Origin of the sequence: Vibrio eleionomae, from assembly GCF_009874545.1 — a bacterium.
Lineage (GTDB): Bacteria > Pseudomonadota > Gammaproteobacteria > Enterobacterales > Vibrionaceae > Vibrio > Vibrio nitrifigilis.
In genome coordinates this window covers 1-20,951 of record NZ_WEKT01000021.1, presented here as the reverse complement: position 1 = coordinate 20,951, position 20,951 = coordinate 1, and the positions used below count along the sequence as shown (strand labels likewise).

Sequence of the window (20,951 nt, the reverse complement as noted above, 5' to 3'; positions counted from 1 at the left end):
GATATGAGAAATCTCGATATTGATGTGGTGGAGTTGCCATTATCTCGACCATTTACTATTTCTCGCGGCACACGTACCAGCGTCACTGTGGTGCGTGTCAGTATTGAACAAGATGGGTTTATTGGGCTAGGGGAATGTACGCCGACACCTCGTTATGATGAAACACCGGAAAGTGTCGTGGCTCAATTAGAGCAAATCGCGCAAGAGATCCGAGCAGGTTTGAGCCGCGAAGCGTTACAAGCCCATTTGCCAGCAGGTTCTGCGCGAAATGTTTTAGATTGTGCCTTATGGCGTTTGGAATCGGTAATGGCGCAGCAATCATTGTGGCAAAGCAGTGATGTGCAGCAACCTCAATCGGTTATTACAGCAGAAACCATCAGTCTAGATACCCTCGAAGCGATGCGAGCTTCAGCGTTAGATGCTTATAAGCGCGGAGCTTTGCTCTTAAAAATCAAACTTAATGGTGAACAGATCGTTGAAAAAGTGGCGGCTATTCGCTCGGTTGCCCCTGATATCACGTTGGTGATTGACGCTAATGAAGCGTGGTCTGGCCTAGATTTAGCTGCTTTATTTGACGAGCTCACACCCTATGACATCACTATGATTGAGCAACCTCTTCCCGCTGGAAAAGATGAGATGTTAGCTGATTTTGACCATGTGATTCCTGTGTGTGCTGATGAAAGTTGCCATGTTAGCGGTGATATTGCAGGTCTAAAAAACCGCTACGAATTTATCAACATTAAATTAGATAAGTGTGGCGGTTTGACGGAAGCGTTGAAGATGGTCGCTACCGCGCAAGAGAATCAAATGCGCCTTATGGTGGGCTGCATGTTGGGCTCATCATTGGCAATGGAAGCGGCTCTGCCTATCGCTGCTCAAAGTGAAATTATCGATTTAGACGGTCCTATTTGGCTTGCTGCAGATAGCGCTCCCTATCTGGAATTTCGTCATGGACAAATTTGGATTTAATTGAAAAGAGGGTCACGGATGACTGAACAACATACAACGCCATTACTCTCAGTAGAGAACCTAAGTGTGGCTTTTCGTGGTCACGAAGGGGTGAATCAAGCATTAGATGATGTGTCGTTTTCGATTGGGCGGGGAGAAATTGTTGCTGTCGTTGGCGAAAGTGGCTCTGGAAAATCTGTGACCTCATTGACCATCATGGGGCTGCTCAGTGATAACGCAGTGATTCAACAGGGAAGAATCGCCTATCAACCCAAACACAGCCCTATCGATTTATTGAGCTTAACCGATAATGAAAAACGCGCTATCCGTGGCAAAGATATTTCCATGATCTTTCAAGAGCCCATGACATCGCTTAACCCCGTGTTGAAAATCGGCGATCAATTGACAGAGGCTCTTCTCGATCATCAGTTATGCACTCATAACGAAGCGTATAACAAAGCCTGTGAATTATTAAAGCAAGTCCACATTGCTGATGTTGAGCGAGTGATGAGTAGTTACCCTGATGCCTTGTCGGGGGGAATGCGTCAGCGAGTCATGATTGCATTAGCGTTAACGTGTGATCCACAAATTTTGATTGCGGATGAACCAACGACGGCTTTGGATGTCACGATTCAATCGCGCATTTTACGTATTTTAAGAGACTTACAAGCACAGCGCGATATGTCAGTGATGTTTATTACGCACGATATGGGCGTGGTGGCGGAAGTGGCTGACAAAGTCGTGGTGATGTTTCGTGGCAAAGTCGTCGAAACTGGTGATGTTAATACCGTTTTTCATGCGCCAAAACATCCTTACACACAAGCACTGCTTGCTGCTGTGCCTAAGTTAGGCGATATGACAGACAGTTATTGGCCGAAGCCTTTTGAATTGGTTGGGCAGAGCAAAGCACTAGAAGCCCTCGATCACCGCACCGCTAATTATCAAGGTAAGCCTCTATTAGATGTGAGAGGGCTCAAAGTCTATTATCCAGTACGCAGTGGCATTTTGGCGCGCGTCCGTCATGAAGTACACGCAGTCGAGCAGATTGATTTCAGTATTTGGCCAGGGGAAACCTTAGCGATTGTTGGTGAAAGTGGCTGTGGTAAGTCAACAACGGGTCGCTCTCTATTGCGTTTAATTGAAAGCCAATCGGAAAGTATTCATTTCGAAGGCAAAGAGATCTCATTACTCAATGATAAAGGCTTTCAGCCCATTCGCCGTGAAATGCAGATGGTGTTTCAAGACCCTTACGCTTCACTTAATCCGAGGTTGACGGTTGGTTTTTCGATTGCAGAGCCACTGCTTATTCATGGCCTCGCCAAAGATTTAAAGGAAGCAACGCCTGCAGTAGAAGAGCTACTGATTAACGTTGGTCTTAAACCTGAACATGCGCAGCGCTATCCCCATGAGTTTTCTGGCGGTCAGCGACAACGGATAGCCATTGCACGTGCTATGGCGTTGAAGCCCAAAATTATTATTGCCGATGAAGCGGTCTCTGCTTTGGATGTTTCCATCCAAGCGCAAGTGATTAACTTGATGATGGATTTACAGAAAAAAATGGGCGTAGCGTGGATTTTTATTTCTCACGATATGGCAGTAGTGGAGCGCATTGCGAATCGAGTTGCGGTAATGTACCTCGGTCAAATCGTTGAAATGGGAAGTCGCCAAGCGGTGTTTAATTCGCCCCAACACCCTTATACCCAACGTCTATTGGATTCGGTGCCTATTGCCGATCCGAAACGTCGTAAAGAACGCCAATTTGATGATAGTGAACTACCGCCATCTCCGATGAGACTGGTAGGCGTTGAAGGACAGAAAACGCGCTATCGCCAAATATCACAAGAGCACTGGGTAGCTGAAGCGTAATTATCGCGCTGTTAGCTACTTCGAATGTTACTACCCCAAGTTCCATTAACCAGCAGCGGTTATGCATGTTGTTGGAGCGAGATTTGATTAAGGATAATCAGGAGATAATCATGACACCACGTTTAGGTCGTACCACATTAGCGTTAGCTTTAGCGCTCGGTTTTTCTGCTGGCGCTTTGGCCGCTGATTTAAAAATTTCTATGTATGCTGATATCACAGGTCTTGACCCTCACGATACATCAGACAACGTGAGCTATTCAGTACAGAGTGGTATTTTTGAGCGTTTGTTCCAATTTGATGATCAGATGAAATTGATTCCTGAATTGGCGACGAAATACAGCAGTAATGATGACGCGACTGAATTTACCATTACGCTACGTAAAGGGGTAACATTCCAAGACGGTACACCATTTAACGCGAAAGCAGTAAAAGCCAACTTAGATCGTTTATCTGATCAAACCAAAGGCCTAAAACGTAACAGTCTCTACAAGATGATTGATAAGGTGACGGTTGTCGATGATGACACGGTTAAAATCCATCTTAATCAGTCTTTTGGTGCATTTATCAATACCCTTGCTCACCCATCTGCTGTGATGTGGAGCCCGGCGGTATTGGCTAAATATCCAAAAGAAGCGGACTTGCGTATGCACCCTACAGGGACTGGCCCATTTAAATTCGAAGAGTGGTCACCCGGTCAAGATGTGAAATTGGTGAAATACGATAACTACTGGCAAAAAGGTTGGCCAAAAGTGGACAGTGTCACCTTCTACCCAGCACCAGAAGATTCAACGCGTGTCGCGTCATTAAAATCAGGTCAGGTTAATGCCATCTACCCATTACCGGCTGATCTCGTCAATTCAGTAAAATCTGACAGTAAGCTACTAGTGCAACGTGATCCGAGTATTTATCTGATGTATATGGCGATCAATACACAGCATAAAGCCTTATCTGATCCAAGAGTTCGTCAAGCGCTTAACTACGCGTTAAACAGAAATCTGTGGTTAAAAATTAATGCGGCTGATATGGGCGTTCCTGCTCATTCGGCGATGGCACCTAATGTTCAATTCTATGCCAAACAGACATCGCCAGATTATTCGTATAACCCAGAAAAAGCGAAGGAATTACTCAAAGAAGCGGGTTATGCCAATGGGTTAACGTTAAATCTTTGGACATCGAACTCCACTCCTCGCGTCCGTACTGCACAATTTGTGAAGCAGCAGTTAGGCCAAGTTGGGGTGAAAGTAAAAGTCGTGCCAATGGATTCGGGCACACGAGATTCGAAATTGTGGAATGTGAAAGATCCGAAGAAAGCAGAATTTGATCTTTACTATGGCGGTTGGTCTCCTTCTACAGGAGATGCGGACTGGGCATTACGTCCATTATTTGCAACCGAATCATGGACGCCAACGGCTTACAACGTCTCTTACTACAGCAACAAAGCCGTGGATAAAGCCATTATGGGCGGTTTAAAAACGGCAGATCCTAAACAGCGCGCGGCGTCTTACGCCCAAGCACAATCTCTGATCTGGAAAGATGCGCCGGTTGTGTTCCTAGGCACGCCAGACAACTTAGTCGGTAAACAGAAAAACTTGAGCGGCGTTTCAATGCTTGCAGACGGTTCTCTGCTATTCACTAAAGCTCAGTTTAAGTAAGAGAAGAAGGAGAACGCCTTGTTATCGTATGTAGTTCGTCGATTATTAGAAATGATCCCGGTTTTGCTGGTGGTCTCCTTACTGGTGTTTGGTTTTATCAAACTCTTGCCTGGGGATCCGGCTCGGGTATATGCAGGGCAAGATGCCACGATGCAAGCTATTGCAGCAGCACGAGTGCAACTTGGTCTGGATAAGCCGCTCCCTACGCAATATTTCCATTGGTTAAATGGGTTAATACATGGTGATTTAGGTATTACCTTTCGTACTCGCCAGCCAGTGACTGAGGTGATTGCAAAAAGTTTTATGCCGACATTCTGGTTAGCTTTGGCTGGGTTTGTGTGGTCAGTCATCTTAGGGTTACTGGTTGGCGTATTCGCCGCATTAAAACGGGGAAAATGGCAAGATTGGACCTTAATGAGTGCCGCGATTGGTGGAATTTCTGTTCCACCGTTTTGGCTCGGCTTATTGTTGATTCAATTTGTGGCCATGCCTTTTGGGATTTTCTCGGTCAGTGGCTTCAACCAACCGAGTGATATCGTGCTCCCTGCATTTACCCTCGGTGCATCCGTCGCCGCTGTGATGGCTCGCTTTACTCGTTCGGCATTTTTGGAAGTCGCACAGGAGGATTATGTCCGAACCGCGAACTCTAAGGGCTTGAGAGCGCGTTTAGTCACCTGGAAACACATTATGCGTAATGCGCTAATTCCAGTGATTACCATGCTCGGTTTGCAGTTTGGCTTCTTATTAGGTGGCTCGATTGTGGTTGAACGAGTGTTTAGCTGGCCGGGGTTAGGGTGGTTATTGATTGAATCGATTCAGACCCAGGATCAACCGGTTATTCAAGCTCTGGTTATGCTCTTTGTACTGGAATTCATCGTGATTAACCTGCTGGTAGATCTACTGTATGCCGTTGTTAACCCAGCCATTCGTTTACGTTAGGAGAAGTGGAAATGGAAACCACATTAGAAATGAGTAGCCAAGGTCCAATCCGTTCTCCTTGGCGAGATTTTTGGCAACGTTTTATGCGCAACCCCATGGCGCTTATGTCTGGAGGATTTGTATTGTTGCTGGTTATGGTGGCCGTATTCGCTCCACTATTAGCACCCTATGATCCTATGATATCTGACTGGATGGCCATTTCGTCTCCGCCAAGTTGGGCACACTGGATGGGCACTGACGATTTAGGTCGTGATGTCATGAGCCGGATTATCTATGGTGCGCGTATCTCTATGTATGTGGGGACATTTTCGGTCACACTGGGTATGGTTGTGGGCATTGTGCTCGGTTTAATTGCTGGGTATTACGGTGGTAAAGTCGACATGTTTATTATGCGCGGTGCTGATGTACTCTTTGCATTTCCCGGCATGTTATTGGCTATCGCCGTAGTTGCGATTTTGGGTACGGGGTTAAACAACGTCATCGTTGCTGTGGCAGTATTCAGTGTGCCTGTTTTTGCCCGTATCGTGCGAGCGTCTACTTTATCGCTCAAGCAATCGCCCTATGTGGATGCGGTAAAATGTGTTGGTGCCTCAGACAAACTCATTCTTTTTCGTCATATTTTACCTGGCACCTTATCCAGTGTGATTGTTTATTTCACGATGCGTATCGGGACGTCGATTTTGACTGCTGCTAGCTTGAGCTTTATTGGACTGGGGCCTGAGCCAGATGTGCCCGAGTGGGGTAACATCCTCGCAATGGGGCGTAATATGATGATGGCAGGAATATGGCATGTGAGCGTATTCCCGGGACTCGCCATCTTCTTGACCGTACTCGCCTTTAATTTGCTTGGTGATGCGCTGCGCGATACCTTAGACCCTAAATTGAAATCCTAAAGATAAATAAAGACTAAAAGAAGAGACATGGATAGTTTACAAGCCCGTATTGATTTAATTCTTGAACGTTGGCGTGATGAGCGCCAACTCGGTTATCGCCATTTTAAAAGTGGTAGCAATGACAGTATTACTGATGTTGTTGGTGTCACCGTTGGGCATTCCACAATAGATAATGGCGAGCTACAAACGGGTGTCACGGCCATTTCACCGTGCGTAGAGAATATTTACCAAAATGCTCTCCCTTGTGGTGCAGCGGTGTTAAATGGGTTTGCTAAACCGATTGGTTTAGTACAAATAGAGGAATTAGGTGTACTAGAAACGCCAATCGTACTGACCAATACATTAAGTGTTGGGCGTGCCTTTACGGGGACAGTCCGACATGTCTTGAAAACCAATCCAGAGATTGGTCGTTCATTACCTACGGTTAACCCGTTAGTGCTTGAATGCAATGATGGTTATTTAAACGATATTCAGGCGCTGGCTGTAACCGAAGAAATGGTTATGGAGACACTTGAAAGCACCGATATAGTCTTTGAAAGGGGCAGTATTGGCGCGGGGCGAGGCATGAGTTGCTTTGCGCTTAAAGGCGGTATCGGGAGCAGTTCTTGTTATGTACCTGAACTTGATGCCACCCTAGGTGTGTTAGTGCTTGCTAACTTTGGCGCGTTGAGTGCATTGCAGTTAGAGGGAGTGCCAATGGGGAAAACCATAGAGCAATACCTGCAGCAACATGCACCGCAAGAGGATAAGGGGTCGATTATCATTCTTATGGCGACTGATGCGCCGTTAGAGGCTCGCCAGCTCAAGCGGATCGCAAAAAGAGCCGGAGCTGGCTTGGGGCGTTTAGGCAGTTATTGGGGGCATGGTTCGGGCGATATTGCGGTCGCATTTTCAACTTGCTCTCAGCCTTGTCCTCCTCCTGATGCGCAATTAGATCCGATGCTGCGGGCTGCCGCAGAAGGAACGGAGCGCGCGGTTATCGATGCTTTACTTCAAGCCACTCACGTTCAAGGGTTCGATGGGCACCAGCGAATGGCATTAAGTGATGTATTGGACGGTTTGGTAAACCAACAAAAATAGGGACAGTGAGATGAAGATTTTTATTTCAGCCGATATCGAAGGGATTGCCGGGGTTGTCGCCCCTCAACAATGCCGAGCCGGTAATATTGAATATGAGCAAGCGCGAGCGTTAATGGAACAAGAAGTGAACGCTGCTATTGCGGGCGCATTTGACGCCGGCGCCACCAAGGTTGTTGTCGCGGATAGCCATGGCAGCATGACCAACTTGCGCGCGGCGCAATTGGATCCAAGGGCTGAGTTAGTGTCCAGTAAGCCTCGCCCATTTTCAATGGTGGAAGGGATCGATCATGAGCCTTTCGATGGTCTATTTTTAGTCGGTTATCATAGCGGTGCCGGTGAAAAAGGTGTCTTAGCCCATACCATTAATGGCGCAGCTTTTTATCGAGTGACAGTGAATGGTCATCCGATGGCGGAAGCCGATTTGTATACGGCGTCCGCGTGGGAACATAAAGCGCCGCTGCTGTTGGTGACTGGAGATGATCAATTAGAAAGTTGGGTCAACAAACGTTACCCAGAGGTGAGTTATGCTTGTGTGAAACGTTATATTTCTACAACGGCCGCACAATCGCTAAGTCCTAAAGATGCTCAGGAAAAAATTCGAGCGGCGGCATTTAATGCGATAGTGAGCCAAACACAATTGAAACAACCTCTCCTGGCGGCGCCATATACGTTGGAATTGAGTGCAACGAAACCTGTGATGGCTGATATCTTTGCGTTGGTTCCTGGTGTTGAGCAAGTGGACGCGCGCACTGTGACTTATACAGCTAATGATATGAAATCATTGATCAGTTTGTTGTGTGCTTTTTCGTATTTAGCCACGACCCAAAGCTAATGCTCTCTTATATTATTAAAAATGAGATAAAGGAACATTCAGTTTTGAAATTTTAAAATCCATATAATTCAGTATGATATGTAAGTGTATTATGCTGTTTTTTTGGGTTTGGGTGATTCTTTACTTTTAGTAAAGTTTTGTCACAAATTAGCGAGTTCAAGATATTGTAAAACGCTAAAAACCAATCAGAATAGTTAGCGTAACTACCACTTAGGGATACGCCCTAATTTGTTAATCATCGGAGTTGATACGCTATGAAATTATTGCTGATCTTAATGGCCTCTGTTTCAGGAGGTGTTGCCTCAGCGGATCATTTTCATTCCTTTCTGCTTGGTTTATCTATTGCAACGCTAGCAGTAGGATGCTGTCATTGGTTTGCGTTCCGTAGTTCGAAATTTCCTGAGTTAGCGCTGGTGCTATTGATTTGTGGTCTTCTTGCTAAGATTGGTGTGACCGTTGCTGGCGTAATGTGGGGGGTGTCGGCTCAAGTGATTACTTCGCCATTGGTATTCGCCTTGTCATATTTGTTTTTCTCTATTGTCGCGACGTATTTGTGGTTCCGCTATCAAGGGTACTTACTCTCTGTAAAACAGAAAGTGAAAGCGAAACTGATTGAGGCGTAAAAGCCATTTCAAGCTCTTATGACTTTAAGGCTCTGCACTTAGCAGAGCCTTTTACGTTGTTAGTTATTGTTTCACGGCAAATTGTTTATCTAGCCAAGCATAGGCGGAGTCTTGCATGTCTTTAGTGAAGATATGGGTTTTGCTAGGCCAAACTTTCGTCACTAACTTATCTCCAGCATGATTCGCATCCCATATCTGATGGAGTTTGCCATACGCTTCTTTAACTGATGAAACAGGGAAAAGCGTGTCTTTGCCCCCGTTATAAAACAGCATGGGTTTGGGGGCAGCAATCCCTGCTACGTCAGGGTAATCAAAATAGCGCGCCATAAATGGATATAACATGGTAAATGCCGATTGGCCTTTTAACTGATTATTTCCAGGAACCATTAAGCCTTTCATGGTGCCCATCCAACAATCTACGATTCCCGCGGTAATATCGGGCGACAGAGCGGCGAGCTGCCAAGAACGAAATGCCCCCATGGAGAATCCCACTGATGCTACACGCGTTTTATCGACATAAGGCTGATTGGCGAGAAATTTTGCTGCGCGCAGGTCATCTAATGCGATGATGCCTGCAAACGAACTGCCTAAGTTGTATAGGTTAGATGCGAGGGCTTGCTGTGAATCGGTTTTAAATCCGGCAACGGAGCGATCGCCCCAACCCAAGGCATCAATCGACAAGACAACATAGCCATGTTTTGCCAGTTCATCGCCAGGAAAGCGATCCGTAAAATATTTATGCGCCCACTGTTTAGAGGAGGCAAGACGTTTAGGGTCATTCCATGTTTCGACAAATTTTTCTTTCCCGATATCAAAGCGCGCGCCATGGTCGTGAAGAAATAGCGCCGCAGGGAATGGGCCCTTGCCTTTTGGAACCAACATTAGCGCCATTACGCGACTTTCATCATCAATATTGAACACGACTTTTTGTGCAATGTAACTGCCTCGATCAATGCGATCAATGACGACAGGATCAAAGGGAGAATTAGCTTGATAGGGAATAATGATCTCTTCAGCTTTGGCCAGTGCTTTGTTATGCCAAGCAACGGGGTTGAGGCCTGTATGAAACGCCATCGTATAGGGCATGTGATGGGCTTTGAGTTTCTTATAAAACAGAGGGAAACTGCGATCAGGAGAATCTATCTCTTGAGTATCGTAGGTTGCCTTTGTGGTGGTTGTGATAGGGGTCGTGGTGCTAGGTTGAGTGTTAGCGAGAGCCAAAGGGCTTAGAAAGTTAAAGCAACCGATGGCTAACGCCAAAGTAGAGAGTTTTCTCATGGGTAATCCTTATATTCGTTAGCAAAATGTATTGTTGCAAAGTATAAAAATGAAACGATGGTTTAATTTATATTATTGCCATTTTGTCGTGGGTTACTCGGATCACAAATGCTCGGTTTTGAATTTGGGATTATTCGGCGTAGGTCCGATTTTTGAATTTTACGACCTTTGAGCTAGCGACAGATTTACGGTTCACTTTTACGCTTAATGAAATGACCAATAAACGGAGCTTACAAATGGCAGAGACGCTATTTTGGGTAGAAAAGAGCATTCTTGTTTTAGGTATTCTATGTTTAATAACAAGCATGATTGCTTATGGTAGGCGCAGTCATGATTGGCAAGGTGTGATAACGATGTTTTTTAAGCGCATTCCCTTGTCGATCGGTGAATTTAAGTGGTATCGGCTTGGTATTACTTTGGTGATTTTGGCGGTAATTTTGCGGATTGTGGTGTTAACTCTGTGGCCGTAAGTGGTCCAACAAGTCCCTGATTTATAAAATGTTACTTCTAGATGACTGCCTGAAACCGGTTTTAGGTATACACTTATTGATGGATTTTAAATAACGAACAAAAGGATGGTGGCATGACACTCCCCGTACTTATCTGTGATGACTCGGCGTTAGTGCGCAAACAGATGGCGCGCTCGTTACCCGCTTCGTTAAATGCAGATATAAGCTTCGCCGTCCATGGCTTAGATGCGCTTGAACAGATGAAAGAAACAGAGTTCAAGTTAATGTTTCTCGATTTAACCATGCCTGAACTCGATGGCTATGGAACTCTTGAGGAAATGCAAAAGCGTGGTATCCCTACCCCGGTGGTAGTGGTCTCTGGGGACATTCAGCCAAAAGCGAAAGAACGCGTATTAGCGCTTGGCGCAAAAGCGTTTATTCAAAAACCGTTAGATAAAAGTACACTCAATCTCGTATTGAAAGAGGTGATTGCGCCACCTCAGCAAACGCAAATTGTGCCGCAAAAGACACTTGAGCTGCCTATTTTAAAAAGGCGCGATATTTATATGGAAGTGGCCAACGTGTCAATTGGCCGTGCTGCTGATGCACTCGCGCGTCATTTCGATGTGTTTGTTCATTTACCCTTACCAAATGTGAATATTCTGGAACTTAGCGAACTGCATATGGCGCTGAGAGATTTGGCAGATAATGACCAAGTATCAGGCGTTTGCCAAGGTTTTAGCGGTGAGGGGATTGCCGGAGAAGCGTTAGTGTTACTGAGTGATTCGAGTGTCTCGGATCTCAAGCAGTTAATGAAAGTGCCTGCGGAAAGTGAAGAACTCGAAGAACTGGAACTGTTAATGGATGTCTCGAATATCCTAGTCGGGTCCTTTCTCAATGGGTTAGGTGAACAAGCGGAAGTGCGCTTTTTTCAGGGCTCTCCGGTTCTTCTTGGCCAGCATATACCGATCGAATCAGTTATTCGTTCAACCACAGGGTCTTTTCATAAAACCATGACGTTCGAAGTCAGCTATACGATAGATCAAACGTCGATTCGTTGTGACTTATTGTTTATGTTTGTCGATGAGTCGCTACCCCTACTCGATAATAAGCTGTCTTATTTAATGGAGGACTTTTAATGCTGTCACTTCCTGCAGAATTTGAACAGTTTCACTGGATGGTCGATATGGTACAAAATGTCGACATGGGGCTGGTAGTACTTGATAAAGAATATAAGGTACAAGTTTGGAATGGGTTTATGACTCACCATAGCGGCGTACAATCTCACGATGCGCTGGGTAAGACGATCTTCGAACTTTTTCCAGAGATCCCTCAAGATTGGTTTTGCCTAAAGACCAAACCGGTGTATGACTTAGGTTGCCGGAGTTTCATTACTTGGCAACAACGGCCGTACTTATTTAAGTGTCGTAACGTAAGACCCGTTACACAACAAGCGGATTTTATGTATCAAAACATCACCTTGAACCCGATGCGTACTCCCACCGGTGTGGTGAGTTCGATGTTCTTATCGGTTCAAGATGCAACGTCGGAAGCGTTAGCTTCCATAGAAGCTCGAGAAAATGCTAAATAAGCCAAGGAATTCTTTGGCTTTTTTTGTACACTGATAGCCTATTCTCTCGACAATATGGTGATTGTAATGCCTCTTCCTACAACGTTTTACACAGCACAGCAAGTTAAACAAGGTGAAGTACAGGCGGCCAAAGCCAGAGGGCTCGAGATGTTCAGTTTGATGGAACGAGCTGGGCAAGGGGTATTTACCATTGCATTGGCTCAGTATCCTTCTTCTCAGCACTGGTTGGTTTGTTGTGGCGGTGGTAATAACGGTGGTGATGGTTATATTGCTGCTCGTCTTGCCAAAGCAATGGGTCATCAAGTCACCGTATGGCAGGTCGGAAATCCAGAAAAACTTAAAGGAGATGCACTTACTGCGTATTACCATTGGCTCGATCAAGGGGGCGATGTATACCCAATCGATGACCATGTTCCACGTGACGTCGATCTTATTATTGATGGCTTATTAGGTACAGGCCTCAGTGGTCCTGTTCGTGAGCCAATCAGTGATTTAATCGATACTATCAATAACAGTGGTAAACCTGTGGTTGCCATTGATATCCCTTCTGGCCTCAGCTCTAATACAGGCTCGGTGCTTGGTAAGGCCATTAAAGCTCAGCACACCATTAGTTTTATCGGGTTAAAGCAAGGTTTGGTCACAGGACAAGCGCGTAACTATGTTGGCAAATTACACTTTGCAGGCCTTGGGGTCTCAGAAAACTTTGATGAACAAAACACGCCCACACTGAAAGCCATTGAACCACGATTTATTCGTCAATGTTTAAAACCTCGTCAACCATGTGCTCATAAAGGTCACCATGGTAAAGCGGCATTAATTGGCGGAAATAGGGGAATGGGCGGAGCGATGATGCTTTGTGCACAAGCCTGTACTCGAATCGGTAGTGGTTTAACTGCCGCTCTGGTCCATTCGGATAATATGACTGCGATGCTCACTGTGGCACCAGAAGTAATGACAGGCAGTTGGGAAGTGGAAAACCTTAAGCAGCGCACAGAATGGTGTAATGTGATTGGTCTGGGTCCAGGTTTAGGGCGAGGCAAAGATGGACGAGCTATTTTTGAGCAAGTGCAATCTATCGATAAGCCGAAAGTTCTAGATGCTGACGCGCTCTTTTTCTTAGCTGAAAATCCTAACCATGATGACAAGCGTATTATCACGCCACATCCTGCCGAAGCTGCACGTTTGCTTGGGGCGAGTGTGGAGCTGGTTGAAACCGACCGCTTTAAAGCCATTCACTCTCTTCACGAAAAGTACGGCGGGGTAATTGTACTTAAAGGTGCAGGTACCTTGATCTATGATGGTTCACAAACCTATGTGTGTTTGGCTGGCAACCCTGGTATGGCGACTGGAGGAATGGGTGATGTGTTAACTGGCATTATTACTGCTCTGCTTGCTCAGGGAGTTCCGCTATGTGAGGCTGCTCGAGCAGGTGTTTTGGTTCATAGCCAAGCGGCAGACAAAGACGCTGAGCTAAAAGGCGAACGTGGATTACTCGCGAGCGATTTGCTGCCTCACCTACGTTCACTAGTCAACTATTAGCCAACAATCACCACTAAAGAATCACCACTATTAGGAGTTCGACTGACTATGGCGACCTTTACATGGTTATCCATAGTCAGTGATTTACTTTTGATGTTATCGAAATGGTTTAGTCGAATGTCACTAACTCATTGCCCGATAGTGTCTTTTTCTCAAATGCTTCAATACTGGCTAATGTTGTCTGCGCGATATTGCGTAGCGCATCGACGGTTAAAAACGCTTGATGTCCGGTAAACAATACGTTGTGGCATGAAGATAGGCGGCGGAAGATGTCGTCTTTAATGACATCATTGGATTTATCTTGGAAGAAAAGATCTTTCTCGTTGTCATAAACATCTAATCCCAATGAGCCAATCTTGCCTTGTTTTAATGCCTCAATTGCTGCAGCAGAATCCAATAATTCCCCGCGGCTTGTATTGATGAGCATTACGCCATCTTTCATTTGTGCGAAAGCCTTCTCATTGAGGAGGTGACGGTTTTCATCTGTCATTGGGCAGTGCAACGAAATGATGTCGCACTGCGGAAACATCTCTTCCAGCGAAACGTAATGTGCACCGAGCTCAATAGCGATCGGATTTTGGAATGGATCGTAACAAACTACATTCATCCCTAAACCTCTCAGGATGCGTATGGTTGCAATACCAATTTTTCCGGTGCCGATCACGCCCGCCGTTTTACCGAAGAAGTTAAACCCGACCAACCCCTCAAGATTAAAGTTAGCCTCGCGTGTACGCTGATACGCTTTGTGGTAACGGCGGTTTAGGCTCATCATCAAGCCAACGGCATGTTCAGCGACCGCCTCAGGCGAATAAGCAGGCACACGAACCACTTGCATGCCTAGTTGCTCAGCGGTGTGCAAATCGACTTTGTCATAGCCGGCACAACGCATTGCAATGAGGCGAGTGCCTCCCGCATACAGTTGTGTTAATACATCTGAATTTAAATCATCATTAACAAATGCACAGACCACTTTGCAGCCGCGTGCCATTTGTGCGGTGGTTGCGGTTAAACGAAAATCGTGAAATGTCAGACGAAAAGGCAAGTCTCCCAACACCTTGTTGAAAGATGACTGATCGTAAGACTTAGCACTAAAAAAGGCGACATCGATCATTTTATTCTCCTCTGTCGATGGCTTAGAACGGTTCATAGCCGTTACGTGTTGTAATTTTGGTATATCAAGGCTGCTAGAGCAAAGCGCCAATCATCAATACCGAATAGTATCGGTATATCGGGAAATGATGAAAAAATAAACCCCAAACTCATAAAGGGTATAGAGCGCAGGTAAGTACACATTGGAAAAATTATGTTTATTTTTCGATGAAGAGTGAGCGAAATAAGGTTCGTTTTCTAAGTTTTTATGGTGATTTGGTTCACATTTTTTGTTTTTAGACCAAAGATGATGATAAATCTAAACGGGGGTTTTTATGATAACGAGAAGAGGTGTAGTTATTAACTTTATGATATTTAGATATTAATTCTATAAGAAGCGATGAAAAGTGTTTATGAAAGTTTCTTGGTATGGTTTCTTCGAAAGGGTATCACAAAAAAATTAAAAATATCAGACTTGCCGGAAAAAAAACACAGCCTATAATGCTGAAAACCGGAGCGTCTGCCAACGCTCCGGTTTTTTTGTGTCCGAAAGGTTCTGGTGTCTGCCAACATCGGAACTACGCACCACGCGAGACACAATAGTGAATCAGACTAGGAAATGCATAATGCGTATCGAACAAGAACTTAAGTTAGGTTTTAAAGATGTCCTGTTTCGCCCGAAACGTTCTACTCTCAAAAGCCGTTCTCAAGTAAATTTAACCCGCGAGTTTACATTCAAGCACAGCGGTCGTCAATGGTCAGGTGTACCTATTATTGCTGCTAATATGGATTCTGTCGGAAGTTTCGCCATGGCGAAGGCTCTGGCAAAGCATGATGTTATGACAGCGATTCACAAGCACTACACAGTCGCAGACTGGGCTGAGTTTGTGAAAGGAGCCGATCAAAACACGTTGAACAAGGTGATGGTATCAACCGGAACCTCACAAGCGGACTTTGAAAAGACAAAACAGATCTTAGCGTTAAGCGATGAACTGATCTTTATCTGTATCGATATCGCGAACGGATACTCAGAACACTTGGTAGATTACGTTGAAAAAGTACGTGCTCAATTCCCGGATAAAGTGATTTCTGCAGGTAATGTTGTGACTGGTGATATGGTCGAAGAGTTGATGCTAGCAGGTGCTGACATTGTTAAAGTAGGGATTGGTCCTGGCTCGGTTTGTACCACACGTGTAAAAACAGGGGTAGGTTACCCGCAGCTTTCTGCCATCATTGAGTGTGCTGATGCCGCTCACGGCCTTGGCGGTCGTATTATTGGTGATGGCGGCTGTACATGTCCTGGTGATGTATCAAAAGCTTTCGGTGGTGGCGCGGATTTCGTCATGTTAGGTGGAATGCTAGCTGCGCATGAAGAAGCTGGTGGTGAACTGATCCAAAAAGACGGTGAAACCTTCATGAAGTTCTACGGCATGTCTTCACAAAGCGCGATGGACAAGCACTCCGGCGGCGTTGCAAAATACCGCGCCGCGGAAGGTAAAACCGTACTATTGCCCTACAAAGGCCCAGTTGAACACTCTATCCAAGACATCCTTGGCGGCGTACGTTCAACCTGCACCTACGTAGGCGCAGCGCAGCTTAAAGAGCTCACTAAGCGCACGACGTTTATTCGAGTGCAAGAGCAAGAGAACAACGTGTTCGGGAAAGAGTAAGCCTGCAACACTTCGGAAAATGTTGAAACAACCATAAATTGATATTTACAACCATATATTGATATTTGGTGCAACCATAATTTGATATTGCCTCTTCATCGTCTAAACTTATGTAAGTTTACGACAAAATCGTGAAGAGGCAATATCATGCCTGCTCTACCTTCCCCTTCTACTGCAACTCTGATTGCAATTGAAAGTGCATTTGTTACGCCTTCTAAAGGATAAAAAGCTATTTAAGAAAGTCGTTGATGCCAATATTTCGGTTGAGTTTCTTGCATGCGATTAACTAAAGTTTGAACTTTTACTTGATGCTTGTCGCGCGGGGGCATAACAAATAATAGGTCGAGGATCACTATGTCAATCTGGTAAACAAGGGACCAACTTACCATGATGCATTTCATTAAATTTATGATAAATGCTGACAGGAAGAAGGCCAATGCTTAGCCCATCTGTAATACCATCAAGCTGTAAAGAAATATTTTCGTTATGAAAACGGCTAGGTAAGTGTTCCACTTGAAAAGTTTCACTAATCAAGTCGTCTTTGAAACTTGATATCCTCACTTAATGTTGTTCTCTTGAACTTTATTGTATTTAAACTTCCAGTAAGATAATTAGATGTTACTTAGGAGTGTGGGTTACCCAAGTTCTTACTTCTTTAGCTGTGATTAATGAATGCCCATTTTTTAATAATGTATTTTTTAATTGTGTCACTTGTTCACAATTATCAGCTGCTAGTTGACCCTGGGTATTAAACAAATTATTTTCAAACCCGACTCTAGTATCTCCTCCTAACTTAGCGGCATAAGATAAGCAGTCGAGTTCATTTTTTCCAAATGCGCAAATCGCCCAACGAGTACTGTCCAATTTAGTTATCAATTGGAGAAATTGGTCTAAATCGGAAGGTAGTGACTGTTGATCTGGATGGTAACGTCCAAGCACTATTAATATGTGATGGTTAAAGCTTGGCAAGATATTTCGAGCGATAAGTTCTAAGTAATATTTCATTTGTTCTGGGGAATAGAGAATATATTGAGCTAGAGTTCCTTTTTTTGCAATAGAATGAAAAAAGTTACCAGCACTATTTTCGCATGAAATATCTGGAATTAATTCCATGAGTGCGAAAGAAGCTGCTTCGGGATTAATTTCTTCGATAAGCTTCATTTGGTCACTTGGGGCATATTTCCCAACCGCTTCAGTCGTGAGCTGAATAATCGCTCTGTCGCCAATCCGATCTTTTACTGCGTTGTAGACGGTTAGATTATCTTCAAGACATAGAGAATGTTCACCTAAATGGGTTCTTGCATGTAAATGAACCATTGCTGCACCCGCATTAACACACTTATCTACTTCTTCGACGATTTCATTGGCTGATATTGGTAACGACGGATGATCCTTCTTCATTTTTCTAGCTCCATTCGGAGCTAGAATTATCAGCGTAGATGGCTTTTTGTCTTTCTTCATTTCTTGCATGAAGTTTATTTCTCCGTACCAATAATTGATTTAGTCACTAAATCGATAGTGTTACTGAGCTTATCTGCCAACTCATCAATTTGGTTGTTATTCATTATAAATGCAGGAGCGAGCAAAATATGATGTCCGTTTTCTCCATCTGCTGTTCCTTGCATTGGATAACACATTAGCCCTAGATCCATAGCTTGTGATTTAAGTTTACTGTGGAGCAGAGTCTGTTTACTAAATGGCTGTTTAGTTTCTCTATCACGGACAAGTTCAATACCACGAAATAGTCCGCGTCCGCGGATATCTCCAACAAAAGGATGGGAAGAAAGTCTTTCCATGAGAGCATTCTGCAGGGTATGTCCCTTTTCTATAACTTGTCCTAGCAGTTTCTCATTTTCAATGGTTTCCAAAACAGCTAATGAACCTGCAGCTGCAACAGCGTGTCCCATATAAGTGTGCCCATGCTGGAAAAATCCTGAGCCATTAGAAATCGTATCGTGAATCTCTTTACTGGTTAGCATTGCAGCAATTGGTTGATAGCCTGCACCTAGTCCTTTTGCAACAGTCACGATATCAGCTTCAATATTTTCTTGTTCATGAGCAAAGAGAGTCCCTGTACGTCCAATACCACACATGACTTCGTCTAGTATTAACAGGATATTGTATTTGTTACAGATAGCTCTTACTCTTTTGAAGTAACCTTCCTCTGCTGCAACTGCACCTATTGTCGCTCCTACTACAGGTTCCGCAATAAATCCAATGATATTTTCCGCCCCAACTTCGAGGATTTTATCCTCCAGTTCATTCGCAACTCGTTGCCCATATTCAAATGACGTTTCATTGTTTTCCTTGTTTCTATAGGAAAAGCAAGGAGAAATATGATGGACATCCATAAGTAAAGGTGCAAATGGGGCTCTTCTTAGAGCGTTTCCTCCGGCGGCTAAAGCACCCAGAGTATTGCCATGGTAGCTTTGCTTTCTTGCTATGAATTGAGAACGGCTAGTCTCGCCTTTTTCGACGCAATACTGTCTTGCAACTTTTAAAGCTGCTTCGATTGCCTCAGATCCTCCGGACAAAAAGTAGACTTTATCAAGCGATCCCGGAGCATATTGAATCAGTTTTTCGGCTAAAGCTTCAGTTGCGTCTGTATTAAAAAAGCCTGTGTGAGCATAGGCGAGTTGGTCAATTTGATGATGTAATGCAGATCTTACGTGAGGATGATTATGACCTAAACAAGATACCGCAGCACCGCCGCTGCCGTCTAAATATTGTTTGCCAGTACTATCGGTTATATATACTCCTTGACCTTTTACAGCGATAGGAAGATTGGAGTGGCAATGACGTTGAAATATATGATTCATGTTAACAGTTACTCTGATTGTAAAGATTAGACAATAAGTTAGGTATCTTTACTGCTCGTAACAAACGATTTATTCTCGTAGAGTATGAAAAAAACTCATAGGAAGAGGTTTTGAAAAATAGACTACCACCACTAAATGCATTAAGAGTGTTTGAAGTGGCAGCAAGAAAGCTAAGTTTTTCTCAAGCAGCGAAAGAGTTATTTGTTACCCAAGGTGCTGTGAGTAAACAGATAAAAATATTAGAAGAGTACTTAGATACAGCGCTTTTTGATCGAACTAATGGTGGCTTGGTGATCTGCTCCAGCCAGACTGGACACTTCATTAAGCGACATTTTGCTGTTCAAAGTTAACAGGGCTTAGATACCCAAGAGCACTGTGCCTTCTTGTCCGATTATAATCAACCTCTATGTACTCGAAGATCGTTTGACGCATCTGGTCTNTGATCTGCTCCAGCCAGACTGGACACTTCATTAAGCGACATTTTGCTGTTCAAAGTTAACAGGGCTTAGATACCCAAGAGCACTGTGCCTTCTTGTCCGATTATAATCAACCTCTATGTACTCGAAGATCGTTTGACGCATCTGGTCTCTCGTCATAATCGGCTCATATTGGATCGCTTCAACTTTCATCGAATGGAAGAAGCTCTCAACACACGCATTGTCCCAGCAGTTTCCTTTCCTACTCATACTTTGCTTTAGATTATAAACAGTTATGAGGTCTCGATAATCTTTTGAGCAGTACTGACTACCTCGATCACTATGAACGATAACCTGCTCAGGAAATTCGCGACGGAACAAAGCCATTGATAGAGCATCACAGACCAGCGTAGCCGTCATTCTGGTATCCATAGACCATCCGATTACTTGTCTTGAGTAAAGGTCAATAATTACTGCCAAGTACAACCAGCCTTCGCTTGTCGCAACATAGGTGATGTCTCCCGCCCATTTTTCATTTGGAGCCGCTGCGTTAAAGTTCTGAGCCAGCAAGTTTGGAGCAACTGGCATTTGATGCTTGCTGTCTGTCGTGCACTTAAATTTACGTGCCGCTTTCGGCGTTAAATCTTGACGCTTCATACTGGCCGCAATGGTTTTCACATTGTGGTTATCACCGCTCTCAGACAGTTCTTTTTGGATTCGCCTTGAGCCATCTCGGCCTTTGCTGTTATCAAAAGCTTCTTTGACCTTTGTATCAAGCTCTTGGCGAACTGCCTCGCGTTGGCTAGCCTTATGGCGATGTTTAACCCAGTAATAAAACCCACTTCGGGATACCCCGAACACCTTAGCCATACGTACAATATTGAAGTACATCAGGTGTTCGAGCATAAATTCGTAGCAATTTACTTTAGATTTTTCGCGAAGTAGGTGGCGGCCTTTTTTACAATTTCTAGCTCTTCTGCTTGCTCAGCCAACTGCCTTTTGAGCTTGGCAACCTCTGCGGCTAGCTCTTGTTCTCGCTGACTAGTATTGGTGTCTTTCTTCGAGTTCTTCCGCCACCCGTAGATTTGAGATTCATGTAAAGAAAGCTGCCTTGCAGCCGCAGCTACTCCCACTCTCTCTGCTAGTTTTAGGGCTTCTGCTTTAAATTCAGGGGAATGTTTAATTCTAGTTTTCTTAGTTGTCATTGTTCACCTCGTTAGTGATTGTACTCACTTAACTCAGTGTCCAAAACAGCTGGAGCGGATCA

At 44.4% G+C, this 20,951-nt stretch carries 19 protein-coding genes and 1 pseudogene; 14 read left to right on the top strand and 6 right to left on the bottom strand.

Annotation, left to right across the window (positions count from 1 at the left end):
* Positions 1–3 precede the first annotated feature (3 nt).
* The 8 genes from dgcA (at position 4) to F9817_RS12355 (ending at position 8,833) form a co-directional block, all read left to right on the top strand.
* Positions 4–969, top strand: a complete 966-nt coding sequence (gene dgcA, locus F9817_RS12390) for an N-acetyl-D-Glu racemase DgcA (RefSeq protein WP_161155968.1) — start codon at positions 4–6, stop codon at positions 967–969.
* An 18-nt stretch (positions 970–987) separates the two neighbouring features.
* Positions 988–2,814, top strand: a complete 1,827-nt coding sequence (locus tag F9817_RS12385; protein WP_161155965.1) for an ABC transporter ATP-binding protein — start codon at positions 988–990, stop codon at positions 2,812–2,814.
* 110 nt (positions 2,815–2,924) lie between these two features.
* Entirely contained in the window at positions 2,925–4,466 is a 1,542-nt protein-coding gene (locus F9817_RS12380) for a glutathione ABC transporter substrate-binding protein (RefSeq protein ID WP_161155963.1), read from the top strand.
* A gap of 18 nt (positions 4,467–4,484) precedes the next feature.
* The gene (locus F9817_RS12375) at positions 4,485–5,405 is read left to right on the top strand and encodes an ABC transporter permease (RefSeq protein WP_161155961.1); all 921 of its coding nucleotides are present in this window, start codon (positions 4,485–4,487) and stop codon (positions 5,403–5,405) included.
* 11 nt (positions 5,406–5,416) lie between these two features.
* Positions 5,417–6,298, top strand: a complete 882-nt coding sequence (locus F9817_RS12370; RefSeq protein ID WP_161155959.1) for an ABC transporter permease subunit — start codon at positions 5,417–5,419, stop codon at positions 6,296–6,298.
* Positions 6,299–6,325: 27 nt separating this feature from the next.
* Positions 6,326–7,378 (top strand): DmpA family aminopeptidase, encoded by a 1,053-nt coding sequence (locus F9817_RS12365; protein WP_161155957.1) that lies wholly within the window; start codon positions 6,326–6,328, stop codon positions 7,376–7,378.
* A gap of 10 nt (positions 7,379–7,388) precedes the next feature.
* A complete protein-coding gene (locus tag F9817_RS12360; RefSeq protein ID WP_161155955.1) occupies positions 7,389–8,210 on the top strand; it encodes a M55 family metallopeptidase in 822 nt (273 codons plus the stop codon).
* A gap of 254 nt (positions 8,211–8,464) precedes the next feature.
* Positions 8,465–8,833 (top strand): NADH:ubiquinone oxidoreductase, encoded by a 369-nt coding sequence (locus F9817_RS12355; RefSeq protein WP_161155953.1) that lies wholly within the window; start codon positions 8,465–8,467, stop codon positions 8,831–8,833.
* A gap of 63 nt (positions 8,834–8,896) precedes the next feature.
* On the opposite strand, the gene F9817_RS12350 is transcribed toward F9817_RS12355, so the two are convergent.
* Positions 8,897–10,111, bottom strand: coding sequence for a dienelactone hydrolase family protein (locus tag F9817_RS12350; protein ID WP_161155951.1), 1,215 nt, complete (start codon positions 10,109–10,111; stop codon positions 8,897–8,899).
* 236 nt (positions 10,112–10,347) lie between these two features.
* Here F9817_RS12350 and F9817_RS12345 point away from each other — a divergent pair, with 236 nt between their 5' ends.
* From F9817_RS12345 to F9817_RS12330, 4 genes are all read left to right on the top strand, one after another.
* Complete coding sequence (locus tag F9817_RS12345; protein WP_161155949.1) at positions 10,348–10,581, top strand: hypothetical protein; 234 nt, start codon at positions 10,348–10,350, stop codon at positions 10,579–10,581.
* Positions 10,582–10,694: 113 nt separating this feature from the next.
* Entirely contained in the window at positions 10,695–11,699 is a 1,005-nt protein-coding gene (locus F9817_RS12340; RefSeq protein ID WP_161155946.1) for a response regulator, read from the top strand.
* Complete coding sequence (locus tag F9817_RS12335; RefSeq protein ID WP_161155944.1) at positions 11,699–12,151, top strand: PAS domain-containing sensor histidine kinase; 453 nt, start codon at positions 11,699–11,701, stop codon at positions 12,149–12,151. Before F9817_RS12340 ends, F9817_RS12335 begins: the two co-directional genes overlap by 1 nt.
* 66 nt (positions 12,152–12,217) lie before the next feature.
* The gene (locus F9817_RS12330) at positions 12,218–13,690 is read left to right on the top strand and encodes an NAD(P)H-hydrate dehydratase (RefSeq protein WP_161155942.1); all 1,473 of its coding nucleotides are present in this window, start codon (positions 12,218–12,220) and stop codon (positions 13,688–13,690) included.
* Positions 13,691–13,799: 109 nt separating this feature from the next.
* On the opposite strand, the gene F9817_RS12325 is transcribed toward F9817_RS12330, so the two are convergent.
* Positions 13,800–14,801: a 2-hydroxyacid dehydrogenase gene (locus F9817_RS12325; protein WP_161155940.1), complete on the bottom strand. Its 1,002-nt coding sequence runs from the start codon at positions 14,799–14,801 to the stop codon at positions 13,800–13,802.
* Positions 14,802–15,405: 604 nt separating this feature from the next.
* Here F9817_RS12325 and F9817_RS12320 point away from each other — a divergent pair.
* Positions 15,406–16,449: a GMP reductase gene (locus tag F9817_RS12320; protein WP_161155938.1), complete on the top strand. Its 1,044-nt coding sequence runs from the start codon at positions 15,406–15,408 to the stop codon at positions 16,447–16,449.
* A 618-nt stretch (positions 16,450–17,067) separates the two neighbouring features.
* Here the strand turns inward: F9817_RS12320 and F9817_RS12315 are convergent.
* Both F9817_RS12315 and F9817_RS12310 read right to left on the bottom strand, forming a co-directional pair.
* Entirely contained in the window at positions 17,068–17,919 is an 852-nt protein-coding gene (locus F9817_RS12315) for a beta-keto acid cleavage family enzyme (RefSeq protein WP_161155936.1), read from the bottom strand.
* Positions 17,920–17,924: 5 nt separating this feature from the next.
* Positions 17,925–19,268 carry an aspartate aminotransferase family protein gene (locus tag F9817_RS12310; RefSeq protein ID WP_161155934.1) on the bottom strand — a complete coding sequence of 448 codons (1,344 nt, stop codon included), beginning with the start codon at positions 19,266–19,268 and terminating at the stop codon, positions 17,925–17,927.
* Positions 19,269–19,378: 110 nt separating this feature from the next.
* On the opposite strand from F9817_RS12310, the gene F9817_RS12305 reads away from it, so the two are divergent.
* Entirely contained in the window at positions 19,379–19,618 is a 240-nt protein-coding gene (locus tag F9817_RS12305) for a LysR family transcriptional regulator (protein ID WP_161155932.1), read from the top strand.
* On the opposite strand, the pseudogene F9817_RS12300 reads toward F9817_RS12305, so the two are convergent.
* Both F9817_RS12300 and F9817_RS12295 read right to left on the bottom strand, forming a co-directional pair.
* Positions 19,590–19,706, bottom strand: a pseudogene (locus F9817_RS12300) (IS3 family transposase); the annotation flags it as partial. The gene F9817_RS12305 and the pseudogene F9817_RS12300 overlap by 29 nt on opposite strands.
* Before the next feature lie 32 nt (positions 19,707–19,738).
* A protein-coding gene (locus tag F9817_RS12295; protein WP_110957783.1) for an IS3 family transposase occupies positions 19,739–20,889 on the bottom strand; the annotation gives its coding sequence in 2 pieces (ribosomal slippage) (positions 19,739–20,646 and positions 20,646–20,889; 1,152 coding nt in all).
* Between the last annotated feature and the right edge of the window lie 62 nt (positions 20,890–20,951).